13 protein-coding genes are annotated in these 15,011 nt (G+C 65.1%); 5 read left to right on the forward strand and 8 right to left on the reverse strand.

The genetic code is table 11. The annotated features are described in order from the left end of the window. Nucleotides 1–112 precede the first annotated feature (112 nt). The 3 genes from hisG to hisS form a co-directional block, all read right to left on the reverse strand. On the reverse strand, nt 113–814 hold the full coding sequence (gene hisG / locus NKH35_RS09520; protein ID WP_023710119.1) for an ATP phosphoribosyltransferase: 702 nt from the start codon (nt 812–814) through the stop codon (nt 113–115). Beyond that, nucleotides 811–1,929: an ATP phosphoribosyltransferase regulatory subunit gene (locus NKH35_RS09525; RefSeq protein WP_023732338.1), complete on the reverse strand. Its 1,119-nt coding sequence runs from the start codon at nt 1,927–1,929 to the stop codon at nt 811–813. Before NKH35_RS09525 ends, hisG begins: the two co-directional genes overlap by 4 nt. 172 nt (nt 1,930–2,101) lie before the next feature. Further along, complete coding sequence (gene hisS / locus NKH35_RS09530; protein ID WP_023732339.1) at nt 2,102–3,607, reverse strand: histidine--tRNA ligase; 1,506 nt, start codon at nt 3,605–3,607, stop codon at nt 2,102–2,104. 203 nt (nt 3,608–3,810) lie between these two features. Here hisS and NKH35_RS09535 point away from each other — a divergent pair, with 203 nt between their 5' ends. Next, the gene (locus tag NKH35_RS09535) at nt 3,811–4,053 is read left to right on the forward strand and encodes a hypothetical protein (protein WP_023732340.1); all 243 of its coding nucleotides are present in this window, start codon (nt 3,811–3,813) and stop codon (nt 4,051–4,053) included. Between the two features lie 127 nt (nt 4,054–4,180). On the opposite strand, the gene NKH35_RS09540 is transcribed toward NKH35_RS09535, so the two are convergent. Continuing rightward, nucleotides 4,181–4,819: a DNA-3-methyladenine glycosylase I gene (locus tag NKH35_RS09540; protein ID WP_023732341.1), complete on the reverse strand. Its 639-nt coding sequence runs from the start codon at nt 4,817–4,819 to the stop codon at nt 4,181–4,183. 209 nt (nt 4,820–5,028) lie between these two features. Here NKH35_RS09540 and NKH35_RS09545 point away from each other — a divergent pair, with 209 nt between their 5' ends. Both NKH35_RS09545 and NKH35_RS09550 read left to right on the forward strand, forming a co-directional pair. Continuing rightward, nucleotides 5,029–5,775 carry a L,D-transpeptidase gene (locus tag NKH35_RS09545; protein WP_023750650.1) on the forward strand — a complete coding sequence of 249 codons (747 nt, stop codon included), beginning with the start codon at nt 5,029–5,031 and terminating at the stop codon, nt 5,773–5,775. Nucleotides 5,776–6,045: 270 nt separating this feature from the next. After that, nucleotides 6,046–6,966: a bifunctional 5,10-methylenetetrahydrofolate dehydrogenase/5,10-methenyltetrahydrofolate cyclohydrolase gene (locus tag NKH35_RS09550; protein ID WP_352914270.1), complete on the forward strand. Its 921-nt coding sequence runs from the start codon at nt 6,046–6,048 to the stop codon at nt 6,964–6,966. Nucleotides 6,967–6,970: 4 nt separating this feature from the next. Here NKH35_RS09550 and glcF read toward each other — a convergent pair whose 3' ends face one another. The 4 genes from glcF to NKH35_RS09570 all read right to left on the reverse strand — a co-directional run bounded on the left by glcF (nt 6,971) and on the right by NKH35_RS09570 (nt 12,835). Then, entirely contained in the window at nt 6,971–8,296 is a 1,326-nt protein-coding gene (gene glcF, locus NKH35_RS09555) for a glycolate oxidase subunit GlcF (RefSeq protein ID WP_352914273.1), read from the reverse strand. A gap of 4 nt (nt 8,297–8,300) precedes the next feature. Then, a complete protein-coding gene (locus NKH35_RS09560; RefSeq protein WP_023732344.1) occupies nt 8,301–9,512 on the reverse strand; it encodes an FAD-binding protein in 1,212 nt (403 codons plus the stop codon). Nucleotides 9,513–9,747: 235 nt separating this feature from the next. Continuing rightward, a complete protein-coding gene (locus NKH35_RS09565) occupies nt 9,748–11,244 on the reverse strand; it encodes an FAD-linked oxidase C-terminal domain-containing protein (RefSeq protein ID WP_023732345.1) in 1,497 nt (498 codons plus the stop codon). 265 nt (nt 11,245–11,509) lie between these two features. Further along, on the reverse strand, nt 11,510–12,835 hold the full coding sequence (locus tag NKH35_RS09570) for a DUF3422 family protein (protein WP_352914276.1): 1,326 nt from the start codon (nt 12,833–12,835) through the stop codon (nt 11,510–11,512). A gap of 205 nt (nt 12,836–13,040) precedes the next feature. Here NKH35_RS09570 and NKH35_RS09575 point away from each other — a divergent pair, with 205 nt between their 5' ends. Together NKH35_RS09575 and NKH35_RS09580 are read left to right on the forward strand one after the other, a co-directional pair. Beyond that, a complete protein-coding gene (locus tag NKH35_RS09575; RefSeq protein WP_023695102.1) occupies nt 13,041–13,838 on the forward strand; it encodes an FCD domain-containing protein in 798 nt (265 codons plus the stop codon). Between the two features lie 12 nt (nt 13,839–13,850). Then, the gene (locus NKH35_RS09580) at nt 13,851–14,987 is read left to right on the forward strand and encodes an alpha-hydroxy acid oxidase (protein WP_023727716.1); all 1,137 of its coding nucleotides are present in this window, start codon (nt 13,851–13,853) and stop codon (nt 14,985–14,987) included. The last annotated feature ends 24 nt before the right edge of the window (nt 14,988–15,011 follow it).

The raw sequence follows: 15,011 nt of genomic DNA on the forward strand, positions 1-15,011 counted from the left end.
CCAGTGGCTCGACTCCTTGGTCACGGTCGACCCGGCTTGGGTCGTCTCGCGTCGAGCACTGCCGGAGCGACCCCACCCGTCCATCCGCCTTTGGCGGCTGTCCACCCTCCCCTCAAGGGGGAGGGAGCGCGCTCATCTTCGCGGCTATTTCCCGCACTAGCGCCTCATCCGCCGGCGCACGATCTTTCCGGGCAGCCACCAGGCAAGCCTGCGACTCCAGCACAACCCCATCGGCCAGCACCTTGAGATGGTTGGCGCGTAGGGTCGAGCCGGTGGTGGTGATGTCGACGATGACATCGGCGAGGCCGGCGGCCGGTGCGCCTTCGGTGGCGCCGAGGCTTTCGACGATGCGGTAGACCTGGATGCCGTGCTTTTGCGAGAAGAACTGCTGCGTGAGCCGCCAGTATTTGGTTGCGATCCTCAGTCGCCTGCCGTGGCGCTGGCGGAAATCGGCGGCGACATCGTCGAGATCGGCCATAGTATCGACGTCGAGCCAGATGCCGGGCACCGCGACCACGACATCGGCATGGCCGAAGCCGAGGCGAGCGACGATTTCGGCGCGCGCCTCCCAGTCGGCGAGGTTTTCGCGCAGCAGATCCTCGCCGGTAATGCCGAGGTCGACCGAACCTTGCCCAATCTCGCCGGCGATTTCGGACGCCGACAGGAACGCCACCTCGATGCCCTCGGCGCCGTCGATGCGGGCGCGGTACTGGCGCTCATCGCCGGGCAGGCTGACGGCAAGCCCGGCCCTGGCCAGTACCTCCAAGGCCTGCTCCTTGAGCCGGCCTTTCGATGGGATCGCCAGCGTGATCATTGCGGCTCTCCCCGCAGCGCTTCGATGCGGTCGAGCCAGACAGAGAAGCCGACGCCGGGGATCGGCGTCTTGGCGCCGAGCAGGGTCAGCAGCCGGTCGTAGCGACCGCCGCCGGCCAGCGGCCGCTCGCCACCAAGTGCTGCGATCTCGAAGACGATGCCGGTGTAGTAATCCAGCGGACGGCCGAAGGCAGCGTCGTAGCGGATCGTCTTTGCAGGCAGGCCATGTGCCTCGATGGCTTTGGCGCGGGCGGCGAATTTTTCCAGCGCCGCGCCCAGCGAAAGCCCGGCAGAGGCCGCAAAACTTTCGAGCGCAGCACTCGAGCCGTCGAGCGGCACGTCGATGGCGAGAAAATCCCTGAGCGCCGCAAACGCTTCGTTCGACAACCGCACGCTGCGCAGTTCGGCCTTTTCGATCAGCCGCCGGGCAATGTCGGCGGGCGCGCGTCCGCCGGATGCCAGCAGGCCGGCCTCTTCCATGCCGCCGGCAATGTGGGCGGAAAGCGCTTCGAAATCGCCATTGAGGACAAGGGCCGCGACTTCGCCGTCAAGCTGACCGTTGCGTGGCGGGTTGGCGAGATCGGACAACGCTGCCTGCAGCATCGGCGCCGAACCGAAGGCACGCGCAAGTCGCATGCGCCAGCCGCGCGGCAGGCCGAGGGCCGCTAGCACCGCCTCGAAGATGGTCTGGTCGCCGAGCGTGATCGCAAGAGGTTGCGCCGGCAGCACCAGCTGCAGCAGCGCATGCGCATCGGCCAGCGAACGCGCATCGGCCTTGGCCGTATCGCGGTCGCCGAGATCCTCGATGCCGGCTTGGAAAAACTCGTTGCCGCCCTCGCGGCGCTGGCGGAACACTTCGCCGAGATAGCAATAGCGGCGCGGCGTGCCGGCCTGCGAGGCGATGTGGTCGAGGCAGACGGGGATGGTGAATTCGGGCCGCAGACACAGCGTCTTGCCGGTCTCGCTTTCGGTGAGAAAGATGCGGCGGCGCAGATCCTCGCCGGCCATATCGAGGAATGGGTCGGCCGGCTGCAGCACCGCGACCTCGACCGCATGGGTGTTGCGGGTGGCGAAGAGCTTGGTGATTTCCGTCGCGATTGCGGGGCGGGAGGTCATGGGCGGCGCGAGGCACCCCCCTCTGGCCTGCCGGCCATCTCCCCCTCAAGGGGGGAGATTGGCAGCTTGCGGCGCAGCGCCTCTTCTTCACCGGCGGAGATTGGCGAAAGCCTACGCAACATCCAATCTCCCCCCTTGAGGGGGAGATGGCCGGCAGGCCAGAGGGGGGCGTTCAAGCGCCACCCTTCGCACGGTCAGCGGCCTGCGCAGCCAAAATTTTCTTCACCTCGGCGACCAGCTCAGCCTCCGGCACCGTGACCTGTGCCGGTCTTGCGGCGCGCCATTCGGCGTTGTCGGTGATCTCAGCCGACATCCGCGCGCCTTCGATCAGATCCTTGATCTGCAGTTCGCCCTTGGCGCGCTCGTCGCCGCCCTGGATAACGGCGACCGGGCTGCCGCGGCGGTCGGCATATTTCAGCTGCGCCTTCATGCCGGCGCCGCCGAGATACATTTCGGAGCGGATGCCGGCCGCGCGCAGATCGGCCACCATCTTCTGGTAGCGACCGAGGCTTTCCGTATCCTTGTCCATCACCAGCACGACGACCGGCGCGATGACATCGGTGGTGTCCAGCTTGCCGAGGTTCTTCAGCGCCGTCATCAGGCGGGAGACGCCGATCGAAAAGCCGGTCGCCGGCACCGGCTCGCCACGGAAGCGCGAGACCAGCCCGTCATAGCGGCCGCCACCACCGACCGAACCGAAGCGCACGATCTGGCCGTCTTCGTTGGGGATTTCGGCCAGAAGCTCGGCCTCGAAAACCGGGCCGGTGTAGTATTCGAGGCCACGCACGACGGAGCGGTCCATGGCGATGCGATCTTCGCCATATCCGGCCGCCCTGACCAGGGCTTCAATCGTCGCGAGCTCGCCGACGCCTTCTTGGTAAGTCGGGTTCGAGCTCACTATGGAAACCTGGTCGACCTGTGCGTTCCTTGCCGTGGCGAGGAGAACTGCTTCAGCTTGCCCGTCGTCCAAACCAGCGCCCTTGGCGAAGTCGCCCTCGCCTTCCTTGCCGCCATCCCATCGGCCCGGCCCAAGCAGAAGCTTCACGCCTTCCGGCCCGAGCTTGTCCAGCTTGTCGATGGCGCGCAGCACGGTCAGCCGGCGGCCGGCATTGTTGTCACCGCCAAGGCCGATCGCCTCCAGCACGCCATCCAGCACCTTGCGGTTGTTGACCCGGATGACGTAGTCGCCACGCTTGATGCCAAGCGCTTCCATCACGTCGGCCATCATCATGGCCATCTCGGCGTCGGCTGCGACGCCCGGCGTACCGATCGTGTCGGCGTCGAACTGCATGAACTGGCGGAAGCGGCCCGGGCCGGGCTTTTCGTTGCGGAACACCCAGCCGGAGCGGTAGCTGCGATAGGGTTTCGGCAGCTTCTCAAAATTCTCGGCGACGAAACGCGCCGTCGGCGCAGTCAAATCATAGCGCAGCGACAGCCACTGCTCATCATCGTCCTGGAACGAGAAAACGCCTTCGTTCGGCCGGTCCTGGTCGGGCAGGAATTTGCCGAGCGCATCGGTGTACTCGATCAGCGGCTGGTCGGCCGGCTCGAAACCGTAGAGCTCATAGACCGAACGGATCGTGGCCATCATCTTCTCGACGGCGCGGATGTCTTCAGCGCTGCGGTCGGCAAAGCCGCGCGGCAGCCGCGCTTTCGTCTTTTCCGATTTGTCGGCCATAGGATGGGTCTTTTCGCTTAGTAATCGATGACTTGTTTGGAGTGGGCGTGTCCTAACCGAAGCGGCTTTGTGCGGCAAGGGTTTGCGCTTTTTCCTTCTCCTCCGAAACAAAACGCACCAAAAGGAAACAATTCCGCCATCGGCGCGGCATCGTGCCGACACAATCAGAGCCGATAAGCGCGCCGAAACAAAGGGTTGGGGCCATGACTGCGGCACACAAGTTCGACATCAGAGACGACGGCTTGCATGAAGTTCGACTGCGGCCGGCCGAGAACCGTGCGCCGGTGACGGCGAGCCTCGGTCCGTTCGAGGTCACCGCCGACGAGCGCAAGCGTTCCACCATGCGCGAGGCGCTGATGACAGGATTGCTGGTGATTTATCCGACCTTTGCGGCACTGGCGGCGATTGTCGCGGGATTGTTCCTGACTGGCGCAAGTGGGACGTGAGCTCCTTACCCTCCCCCTTGTGGGGAGGGTCGACGCGTAGCGTCGGGGTGGGGGTGCAGCGCCAAGATACCCCCACCCGCGCCTTCGGCGCGACCTCCCCACAAGGGGGAGGTAGGGGGACAGCGCCCTACTTCGGCCTCTTAAAGGCCTTGCGTTCCTTCTCCACCTGCTCCCGGCACACGCAGCCTTCGAGATGGTCGTTGACCAGACCCATCGCCTGCATGAAGGCGTAGATCGTCGTCGGGCCGACAAAGGTCCAGCCGCGCTTTTTCAACTCCTTCGAAATCCTGATCGAGACCCCTGTCGTCGGGTTGGCGCGTAGATGCGCCATGTCCACCACCGCCGGCCGCTCCTTCGGCCCCGGCTCGAACTTCCAGAACCAGGCGGCCAGCGAGCCGAACTCGTCGACCATTTCGCACGCCCGTTTGGCGTTGTTGATGGTCGAGACGATCTTGCCGCGGTGGCGGATGATGCCGGCATTGGCGACCAGGCGCTCGACATCCTCGTCGGTGAAGGCAGCGACCTTGTCGAAGTCGAAACCGGCGAAGGCCTCGCGGAAATTCTCGCGCTTGCGCAGAATGGTCAGCCAGGACAGGCCGGACTGAAAGCCTTCGAGGCAGATCTTTTCGAACAGCCTGCGGTCGTCGGCGACCGGCCGGCCCCATTCATGGTCGTGGTAGTGCAGATAGTCCAGCAGATTGCCGTGCCAGAAGCAGCGCGTGATCCCGTCGGAGCCGGTAAGCAGTCCGGTGTTGTCTTGCGCCATGGCCAATCCATCCGTTAACGCGCTTTCGCGCTGCATTTACCGCGGCTTTACCAGATTCCTGAACCCGGCGGTAACCACACCAAAAGGTTTACTGACAAAGCGGCATTTTACGCATTCCGATTCATGTTTCGGTTGCCGCTTCGCGCCAAGGATCGCGCAACCGGGGGCAAGTTCCGCCTCCGTCCGTTCGACGATCAAGGTGCGTTCTGATGAAGATCTTTTTGCGTTCCGTGCTCGGCGCCGTGGCCATTCTGGCCGCCGGCGTCACCTCCTCTGCCGCCAACGACCGCTATGCCGACAGGCCGCCGGTGATGGTGAGCCCCGACCTTTCCGCACCCTGGGTGCTGCAGCTTGGCCGCGCGCCTGGCATCGTGCGGCAGAGCCGCCAGTTCGTGCAGCAGCAGCCACGCCTTCGCTATGCGCAGCCAGCGCGACCCGATCGGGTGCGCACTGCTTCCGTGCAGGCGCCGGCCAAGCGCGTGGTGATGCGGCCGCAGATCAATCCGCTCTACCTGCCGCAGGAAGTCGCCTATGACGGCCCGCAGAAGCCGGGCACGATCGTCATCGATACGACGCAGAACTTCCTGTTCCTGGTCGAGAAGAACGGCAAGGCGCGGCGCTATGGCGTCGGCACCGGCAAGCCTGGGTTCGAATGGTCTGGCACGCACAAGATCACCAACAAGCGCGTCTGGCCGGACTGGCGCCCGCCAGCGGAGATGATCAAGCGCGAGGCTGCCAAGGGCCGCTACCTCCCGACCTATCTGGCCGGTGGCGAAGAGAATCCGCTCGGCGCCCGCGCGCTCTATCTCGGCACGACGGAATACCGCATCCACGGCACCAACCAGCCATGGACCATCGGCGGCTCGGTATCTTCCGGCTGTATCCGCATGCGCAACGAGGACGTGGTTGACCTTTACGAGAGGGTCAATGTTGGAACGACCGTGGTCGTGATATAGTCGGCTACCGAATCATCTGGTCAGAAGGCTAGACCTTCAGGGATCGGGAAGAGTTTACGGGGGACGGGCCGTGTGGGGATGCGGCCAGTCAGAAAAGGGCAGCCTGGGAAACCGTGCTGCCCTTTCTCTTTGCGGCGGTAGCTGAGCCAGGCTGCGCCAGAACGTCGCGCCAGGGGGATGACGGTTCGCTTTCACGCTGCCTTGCCGCATTTCCCCTGCTATAGGGACGGCCAAACTCCCCTGCGCCAAACTCGCTGCAAAGGTTCAGCCATGTCTCCGCCAGACGATAGCCGCTATCTCCGGGGCGGTCCGGTCGCCCAGCGCATCATGGCATCCGTGCGCGAGGATGCCGCCATCGCCACCGCCGAAGGTTTTCCGCCCAAGCTGCTGTCGATCACCGTCGGCGATACCGCTGCCGTCGATGTCTATGTGCGCAACCAGCGCGCCAAAGCCGCGCTTGCCGGCATCGGTTTCGAGGAGCGGCGGTTCCCCGCCGACATCAGCGCCGGCGAACTCGAGGCGGCGATCCATGGCCTGAACGCCGACCCGCGCGTCACCGGCATCATCATCCAGCGGCCGGTGCCGGCGCATATCCCGATCAAGACGCTGCAAGCGGCGGTGCATCCACTGAAGGACGTCGAGGGCATGCATCCGGCGTCGATCGGCAATATCGTCTACAATCAGCTCGACCTCGCGCCTTGCACGGCTGCGGCCTCGGTCGAGCTGCTCAAGGAAACCGGCCTCGACCTCAAGGGGCTCGAAGTCGTCGTCGTCGGCCATTCCGAGATCGTCGGCAAGCCGATTGCCTTCCTGCTGATGAGCGAAGGCGCGACGGTGACGGTGTGCCATCACATGACGCGCTCGGTGGCGGCACATGCGCGCCGCGCCGATGCGCTGTTCGTCGCCGTCGGCAAGCCGCGGCTGATCAAGGCCGACATGGTGAAGCCCGGTGCGGCCGTCATCGACATCGGCATCAATTCCGAGATCGGCCCGGACGGCACGAGCCGCATCGTCGGCGACGTCGACACCGAGAGCGTGAAGGAAGTCGCGTCCTGGATCACGCCGGTGCCGGGCGGCGTCGGCCCGATCACTGTGGCGATCCTCTTGCGCAACACAATGGTCGCGCTCAGCCGCCAGCGCGCGCGCTACCAGGCGACGTATGGCGTGGTGGACCGGCTGGCAGCGGAATAGCTGCTTACTCGGCGGCGACCAGGTTTCCTTCGGAGACGCCCTCCGGCTTCGGACCACCATAGGCCCAGTCGAGCAGCTTGATCGTGTGCACCACCGGCAGCTTTGCAGCCGAAGCGATCTGGGTGATGCAGCCGATATTGCCTGTGGCAACGATCTCCGCGCCGGTGGCCTCGATGTTTTTCACCTTTCGGTCGCGCAGCTTCTCCGAAATCTCCGGCTGCAGGATGTTGTAGGTGCCGGCCGAGCCGCAGCACAGATGGCCCTCGCGCGGCTCGCGCACGACGAAGCCGGCCTTGGCCAGCAACTCCTTCGGCTGGCGGGTGATCTTCTGGCCGTGCTGCATCGAACAGGCGGAGTGGTAGGCAACGACCGTGCCGGGCTTGCGCACCGGCTCCGGCAGGTCGAGGCTTGCGAGATATTCGGTGATGTCCCTGGCCAGCGCCGAGACCTTTGCAGCCTTGTCGGCATAGGCCGGATCGAGGCGCAGCATGAAGCCATAGTCATTGATGGTGGTGCCGCAGCCGGACGCGGTGATGACGATGGCATCGAGCCCACCCTGGTCGATGGCGCGTGTCCAGGCATCGACATTCTGCCGGGCCGAGGCAAGGGCTGCTGCCTCGCGGCCCATATGATGGACCAGCGCGCCGCAGCAGGCCTCGCCCTCAGGCACCACGACCTCGACGCCGAGCCTGGTCAGCAATGCAATCGTCGTCTCGTTGATGGCGGGATCGAGCACCGATTGGGCGCAGCCGGTGAGGATGGCGACGCGGCCCTTTTTCGCTCCCTGCCCGGCATGGACGCCAGGAGAGGCCATTGGCGAGGCGGCGGGAATAGAGGCCGGCGCCAGCTTCAGCATAGCACCGAGCGGCTTCAAGGCTGGGACCTTTTCGAACAGGCCGATGAACGGCTTGCCCAATCTCGCCAGCTTCAGCGCGGCGCGAAAGCGCGCGGGGTAAGGCAGCACTAGGGCCAGCAGGGCGCGGGTCAGCCGGTCGAGCAGCGGCCGCCTGTAAGTCTCCTCGATATGGGCGCGGGCATGGTCGACCAGATGCATGTAGTTGACGCCCGACGGGCAGGTCGTCATGCAGGCGAGGCAGGACAGGCAGCGGTCGATATGGGTGACGATCTCCTTGTCGGCGGGACGGCCGTTCTCCAGCATATCCTTGATCAGGTAGATGCGCCCGCGCGGTGAATCCAGCTCGTTGCCGAGTGTGACATAGGTCGGGCAGGTGGCGGTGCAGAAGCCGCAATGCACGCATTTGCGCAGGATCTTCTCCGATTCCGCGACATGCGGATCGGCGAGCTGGGCAAGGGAGAAATTGGTCTGCATCGCGTTAGCCCTGGGCCATGCGGCCGGGATTGAGGATGGCCTTGGGATCGAACTCGGCCTTGAGCCTAGCCGACAGGGCGGCCAGATGCGGCGCCTGTGGCTCGAACACCGGCACGGCGGCGCGATGCGCGGGCGCGGCGCGCACCAGCGTCGCGTGGCCGCCGCCATGTTTTCTGATCAGCCCGCGCAGCAGGGCGGCCTCGGGATCGCCCTCCTCCATGCGCAGCCAGACCAGCCCACCCTGCCAGTCGTAAAAGGCGCTGACGCCGATCTGCATGCGCAGCGTCAGTACCATCTGGTGGGCCTGGGACGGCGCCATCGAAACGCGCCAGACCGGCTTTTCACTGCCGTCGGCGAAGGGAGCGCAATCCCTGATATCACGCCAAAGGGCATGCGAGGCCTCGCCGGCAATGTCCTGCAACGGGCCGGCATTTTTCAGCAGGGTTTTCAGTGCCTCGATGCGATAGGCGACCGAAGGGCCGAACCCTTCGACGCGCAGCAGCGTCGCGGCGTCAGTGCCGAGCGCGCCGTCGGCGACACGCGCGGCGATCCGCTCCGGCAGATGCGCGGCGCTCGACACTTCGGCGCTGGAGCCGAGCGCCAGCGCCATGGCGGCGGCCGCCGCATCGTCGAGCAGGCCACGCACGGCAAGCGTGACCTCGGTCTCGGCCGCCGGCAACACCTTGAAGGTGACGTCGGTGAACACGGCCAGCGTCCCCCAGCTGTTGGCCATCAGCTTCGACAGGTCGTAGCCGGTGACATTCTTGACGACGCGGCCGCCGGACTTGAAAGCCTCGCCGCGGCCGGCAACGGCGTTGATGCCGAGGATGTGGTCGCGCGCGGCGCCCGCCTTCAGCCGGCGCGGGCCGGACAGGTTCGCGGCAAGCACACCGCCGATCGTGCCTCTTCCCTTGATGCCGCCGAACAATGGGCCGTAGTCCATCGGCTCGAAAGCAAGTTGCTGGCCGTTTTCGGCGAGCAGGCTTTCTATATCGGAAAGCGGTGTGCCGGCCTTCGCCGACAGCACCAGTTCGGCCGGCTCGTAGAGCGTGACGCCGGTGAGTTTTGAGAGATCGAGCGTGTGCTCGGTTTGCGATGGCCGACCGATGCCGCGCTTGGAGCCGTGGCCGATGGTCTCCAGCGGCGATTCCTCCGCAGCCGCCCATTGGACGGTGGAGAGGACTTCGGTGGACGAGGTGGGAGTGAAGGTGGTCATGGCGACGCGCCGCTTGCGAGTGCAGAGACGTCGAGTTCCTTCGTGCCCCCCTCTGTCCTGCCGGACATCTCCCCCACTTGGGGGGAGATTAGCAGCTTTGGCGACCGCGCCTCTCTAGCAACGTCGAAGATTGGCGAAGGCAGAGATGACTGGTGATCTCCCCCCTTGTGGGGGAGATGTCCGGCAGGACAGAGGGGGGCGCGAAGGATCGCCGACGTGAGACATTCCGCCCCCATCAAAACCTCGGAATATCCGGAAACGCCACCTGCCCGCGATGCACATGCATGCGTCCAAGCTCCGCGCAGCGGCGCAGTTGCGGGAACACTTTTCCCGGGTTGAGCAGATGGTTGGGATCGAAGGCGCATTTGACGCGCATTTGTTGGTCGAGGTCGATCTGGTTGAACATCTCCGGCATCAAATCGCGCTTCTCGACGCCGACGCCGTGCTCGCCGGTCAAGACGCCGCCGACCTTGACGCAGAGCCGCAAGATGTCGGCGCCAAAACTTTCCGCCTTGTCGAGTTCGCCCGGCACGTTGGCGTCATAGAGGATCAGCGGATGCAGATTGCCGTCGCCGGCGTGGAAGACATTGGCGACGCCGAGGCCGTATTTCTCCGACAGTTCGCGCATGCCGGCGAGCACACGCGGCAATTCCTTGCGCGGGATGGTGCCATCCATGCAGTAATAGTCGGGCGAGATGCGGCCGACCGCCGGGAAGGCCGCCTTGCGGCCGGCCCAGAAACTCAGCCGCTCCTGTTCGGATTGCGAGATGCGACAGGTGGTGGAGCCGTTCCTATAGGCGATCGCTTCGACGAGACCGATCAGGTGATCGACCTCGACGCCCGGCCCGTCGAGTTCGACGATCAGCAGCGCCTCGACATCAAGGGGGTAGCCGGCATGGACGAAATCTTCCGCGGCATGGATCGCCGGCCGGTCCATCATCTCCATGCCGCCAGGGATAATGCCGGCGCCGATGATGTCGGCGACGCATTGGCCGCCCTGCTCGCTGGTCGGAAAGCCGATCAGCAGAGCGCGGGCCGTCTCCGGCTTTTTCAGGATGCGCACGGTGACCTCGGTGACGACGCCGAGCAGGCCTTCGGACCCCGTCATGACGCCGAGGAGATCATAGCCTTCCGAGTCCAGATGATTGCCGCCAAGCCGCACCACCTCGCCGTTCATCAGCACCATCTCAATGCCCAGCACATTGTTGGCGGTCAGGCCGTATTTCAGGCAGTGCACGCCGCCGGAATTTTCAGCGACATTGCCGCCGATCGAGCAGGCGATCTGGGAGGATGGATCGGGCGCATAGTAGAAGCCCTCCTGCTCGACGGCGGTGGTGATGCCGAGATTGGTGACGCCGGGCTGAGCGACGACGACGCGATCGGGATAGTCGATGGCAAGGATGCGGTTGAAGCGGCTCATGACCAGCAGCACGGCATCCTCGAGCGGCAACGCGCCGCCGGAGAGCGAGGTGCCGGAGCCGCGCGGCACGACACGGATGTTGCGGTCGTTGCAGTATTTCAGCACCCGCGACACCTGCGCCACCGTTTCCGGCAGCACCACGACCAGCGGCAATTGCCGGTAGGCGGTGAGACCGTCGCTTTCGAAGGCGCGCATTTCGTTGGTGGCGTCGACGACGCCCTCGCCCGGCACGATGATGCGCATATCGGCGACGATCTCTGCGCGCCTTCGCATCGTGGCGTCGTCTGGCTTGGGCATGACAAGGCCGGACATTGGCGGCGTCCTCCGCTTGGCTGGTAAAAATCTTTTACCAGTTACATCCGGATGTTGCAAACACCGCGTCGGGCAAAAAGCGTACTGCCAGCCTTCCGCAGCGGCAATCTGCCGCTATGGATCTTAACCCTCCCCCTTGTGGGGAGGGTCGCGAACGCAGTGAGCGGGGTGGGGGTCCGCGCGACGAAAGCTCTTTACGAGCACCCTCACCCCGATCCGCTATGCGGATCGACCCTCCCCACAAGGGGGAGGGTAAAGTGCGCTCCTACTCCCCCGGATGTTTCGCCGGCTCGGAGTGCATCCGCCTGACTCGCCGCACGCCCCACCAGACCAGCACGATGGCGACCGGCACCGCCGCGGCAGTGACGATTTCGGGTGCAAAGGCATGGCCGAAGATCGATGCGCCCTTGGCGAGATAGGAGATCAGGCCGACGACATAGTAGGACACTGCTGCCACCGACAGGCCTTCCACCGTCTGCTGCAACCGCAGTTGCAGCCGGGCGCGGTTGTTCATCGACGCCAGCAGATCGCGGTTCTGCTTCTCGACCTCGACATCGACCCAGGTGCGCAGCAGCGTGGTGGCGCGGGTCAGTTTTCGCGACAGGTTGGCCTGGCGCTCCTCGACCGAACGGCAGGTGCGCATGGCGGGTGCCACCCGCCGCTGCAGGAAGCCGCCCCAAGTCTCGTAGCCGGGCACGGCTTCTTCGTCCAGCGCTTCCAGCCGCTCGACAACGATGCCGTCATAGGCGCGGCTGGCGCCGAAGCGATAGAGGCTGGAGGCGGCATCAGCCTCGAGTTCAGCGGCAAGCTCGGTCAGGTCGGCGAGCAGCGTCTGGCTGTCGCGGGTTTCAGCGACCTTCATTTCCAGCGTGGTCTGCGCCAGCCGGTCCTCGATGCGGCGGGCGCGGCCCGACAGCGTCAGCGCCAGCGGCAGGCCGAGCATGGCAAGCGTGCGATACGTCTCGACGTCGATCAGCCGCTGCGACAGCGCGCCGGTCCGCGCCGGCGTCAGGCCGCGATCAAGCACCAGGATGCGGGTCAGGCCGTCGCCGTCCTGGCGGAAATCGGTGACTATGGCCGCATTGCCGCGCTCGACCAGCGAATAGCAGAGGCTCGTCGGGTCGAAGGCCGCAATCAGCTTCTCGCTTGCCGGCGTCCATTTGCGGATCTCCAGCCTTATACCTGAGATCACCGTTCCCGGCGGCGAGAAGCCGTTGCCGAAAGGAGAGTCTTCTTGCGCCGCCCTGCTGCTTTCGGCCAGCGGCCCTTCCCACAGATAGGTTGAAAATTCCGTATGCCGCTCCCAGCGCAGCGTACCCTTGCCCCACTTCATGGCGTGGTGGCGGGCATGACGGTCGGGCGCCGCGATGCCGAGGCGCCGCGACAGTTCGGAGAGCACGGCCATGTCGACGCCGGAGCCGCCCTCGGTCATGAAGGCGAGTTGCACAAGCACGCGCGGCTTCTCGATCAGCGGATGCGGCCGGGCATGGACCTCGCCGATCGCGCCGGGCCGTCCCTCATGCGCGGGAAAGCCCATCACGCTGCCCTGGGCGCGCGGCTGGAATTCGAGGTTGGACGTCTCGTCCGACACGGTGGTCCCCCTGTTCTCGACCCTTCGTGTGATGGCGTCCTCTAAAGGCAATCCATGAGGCGCGTAAACACCAAAGTCTAGCATCGTAGGTCCTGCCGGCGCGACGCGCAGACCGACCCGATTGGGCGAATTGGATAAATAATTTGACCAGTTGGCGAGGCTGGCTTTATCTTGCGCGACACCGGTTCAATTTCCCAGGCCCCCGTTGAGCGATATTTTCTCCAGGATCGAGCATTCGCGCACCGCCGACGAGGTGGTGCAGCAGATCGAAAGCCTGATCCTTGAAGGCGTGCTGCGCACCGGCGACCGGCTGCCGGGCGAGCGCGAGCTGGCGCGCCAGTTCGACGTGTCGCGGCCGATCCTGCGCGATGCGCTGAAGGCGCTGGAAGGGCGCGGGCTGCTGATCACCAAGGCCGGCGGCGGCACCCATGTCGCCGACGTCATCGGCCAGTTGTTCACCAAGCCGGTGACCGACCTTATCTCGATGCACCGCAAGGCGGTGACCGACTATCTGGAATACCGCCGCGAGATCGAAGGCGTGGCGGCCGAATATGCGGCGCGGCGCGCGACAGCGGACGACATTGCGCTGCTCGACCGCATCATGGCGCGCATGGACGAGGCGCACCGCACCGGCGATTTCGACGACGAGGCGGAAATCGACGTCGAGTTCCACCATGCTGTGTGCGAATGCGCGCACAACATCATCCTCTTGCACACGCTGCGCTCCTGCTACCGGCTGCTGTCTGAAGGCGTGTTCCAGAACCGGCTTCTGGTGTTCAGCGTGCCCGGAGCGCGCGAGGCGCTGCTGGCCCAGCACGGCGCGATCTACAAAGCCGTGAAGGCCGGCGATCCCTCAGCTGCCCGCCAAGCGGCGATGGACCATATCTCCTATGTCGAGCGCTCGATGCTCGAGGCCGAACGCAGCGGCGACTGGCAGCGCGTGTCGCGGCTCAGGCTTAAGCAGCGCTCCGACGCCGACGACGGCTTCAAGACGACTGGCTAACGAGGAACCACCATGAGCGACATCCTCACCATTGCCGATCTCAAGGACCTGGCGCGCCGGCGGGTGCCGAAGATGTTCTTCGACTATGCCGATTCCGGCGCCTGGACCGAAAGCACCTACCGCGCCAACGAAGAGGACTTCCAGAAGATAAAATTCCGTCAGCGCGTACTGGTCGACATGAGCAACCGCTCGCTGGAATCGACCATGATCGGCGAGAAAGTGGCGATGCCGGTGGCGCTTGCCCCAACTGGAATGACCGGCATGCAGCATGCCGATGGCGAGATGCTGGCCGCGCAGGCGGCAGAGGAATTCGGCGTGCCGTTCACGCTGTCGACGATGAGCATCTGCTCGATCGAGGATGTCGCGTCGGTGACCAAGAAGCCGTTCTGGTTCCAGCTCTACGTGCTTCGCGACAAGGATTTCGTGCTCGACCTGATCGACAGGGCGAAGGCTGCAAAATGCTCGGCGCTGGTGTTGACGCTCGACCTGCAGATCTTGGGGCAGCGCCACAAGGATGTCCGCAACGGGCTGTCGGCGCCGCCCAAGATGACGCTGGCCAACATTGCCAACATCGCCATGCGGCCACGCTGGCTGATGGGCATTGCCGGCACCAAGCGCCGCACCTTCCGCAACATTGTCGGCCATGCCAAGGGCGTCGGCGACGTCGCTTCGCTGGCATCGTGGACGACGGAGCAGTTCGACCCGCACCTGTCGTGGAAGGACGTCGCCTGGATCAAGGAGCGCTGGGGCGGCAAGCTGATCCTGAAAGGTATTCTCGACAAAGAGGACGCGCTGATGGCGGTCGAGACCGGCGCCGACGCCATCATCGTTTCCAACCATGGCGGGCGCCAGCTCGACGGCGCATCGTCGTCAATCATGGCGCTGGAGGAGATCGCCGATGCCGTCGGCGACAGGATCGAGGTGCATATGGACGGCGGCATCCGCTCGGGCCAGGACGTGCTGAAGGCGCTTTGCCTCGGCGCCAAGGGCACCTATATCGGCCGCCCGTTCCTGTACGGGTTGGGCGCCATGGGCAAGCAAGGCGTGACCCTGGCGCTGGACATCATCCGCAAGGAGATGGACATCACGCTGGCACTGTGCGGCAAACGGCTGGTGACCGAGATGGGCAAGGACCAGTTGCGGCGATAGGGTCTTGTTCACCGATTAGACCCT

The organism is Mesorhizobium sp. M1143, from assembly GCF_040318435.1.
In the GTDB taxonomy this organism is placed as follows: Bacteria; Pseudomonadota; Alphaproteobacteria; order Rhizobiales; family Rhizobiaceae; genus Mesorhizobium.

Coding starts and splice junctions, on each gene's coding strand:
- NKH35_RS09545 (WP_023750650.1), top strand. CDS start 5,029: ATGAAGATCTTTTTGCGTTCCGTGCTCGGCGCCGTGGCCATTCTGGCC.
- NKH35_RS09565 (WP_023732345.1), bottom strand. CDS start 11,244: ATGTCCGGCCTTGTCATGCCCAAGCCAGACGACGCCACGATGCGAAGG.
- NKH35_RS09550 (WP_352914270.1), top strand. CDS start 6,046: ATGTCTCCGCCAGACGATAGCCGCTATCTCCGGGGCGGTCCGGTCGCC.
- NKH35_RS09525 (WP_023732338.1), bottom strand. CDS start 1,929: ATGACCTCCCGCCCCGCAATCGCGACGGAAATCACCAAGCTCTTCGCC.
- NKH35_RS09535 (WP_023732340.1), top strand. CDS start 3,811: ATGACTGCGGCACACAAGTTCGACATCAGAGACGACGGCTTGCATGAA.
- NKH35_RS09560 (WP_023732344.1), bottom strand. CDS start 9,512: ATGACCACCTTCACTCCCACCTCGTCCACCGAAGTCCTCTCCACCGTC.
- NKH35_RS09580 (WP_023727716.1), top strand. CDS start 13,851: ATGAGCGACATCCTCACCATTGCCGATCTCAAGGACCTGGCGCGCCGG.
- NKH35_RS09540 (WP_023732341.1), bottom strand. CDS start 4,819: ATGGCGCAAGACAACACCGGACTGCTTACCGGCTCCGACGGGATCACG.
- hisG (WP_023710119.1), bottom strand. CDS start 814: ATGATCACGCTGGCGATCCCATCGAAAGGCCGGCTCAAGGAGCAGGCC.
- glcF (WP_352914273.1), bottom strand. CDS start 8,296: ATGCAGACCAATTTCTCCCTTGCCCAGCTCGCCGATCCGCATGTCGCG.
- hisS (WP_023732339.1), bottom strand. CDS start 3,607: ATGGCCGACAAATCGGAAAAGACGAAAGCGCGGCTGCCGCGCGGCTTT.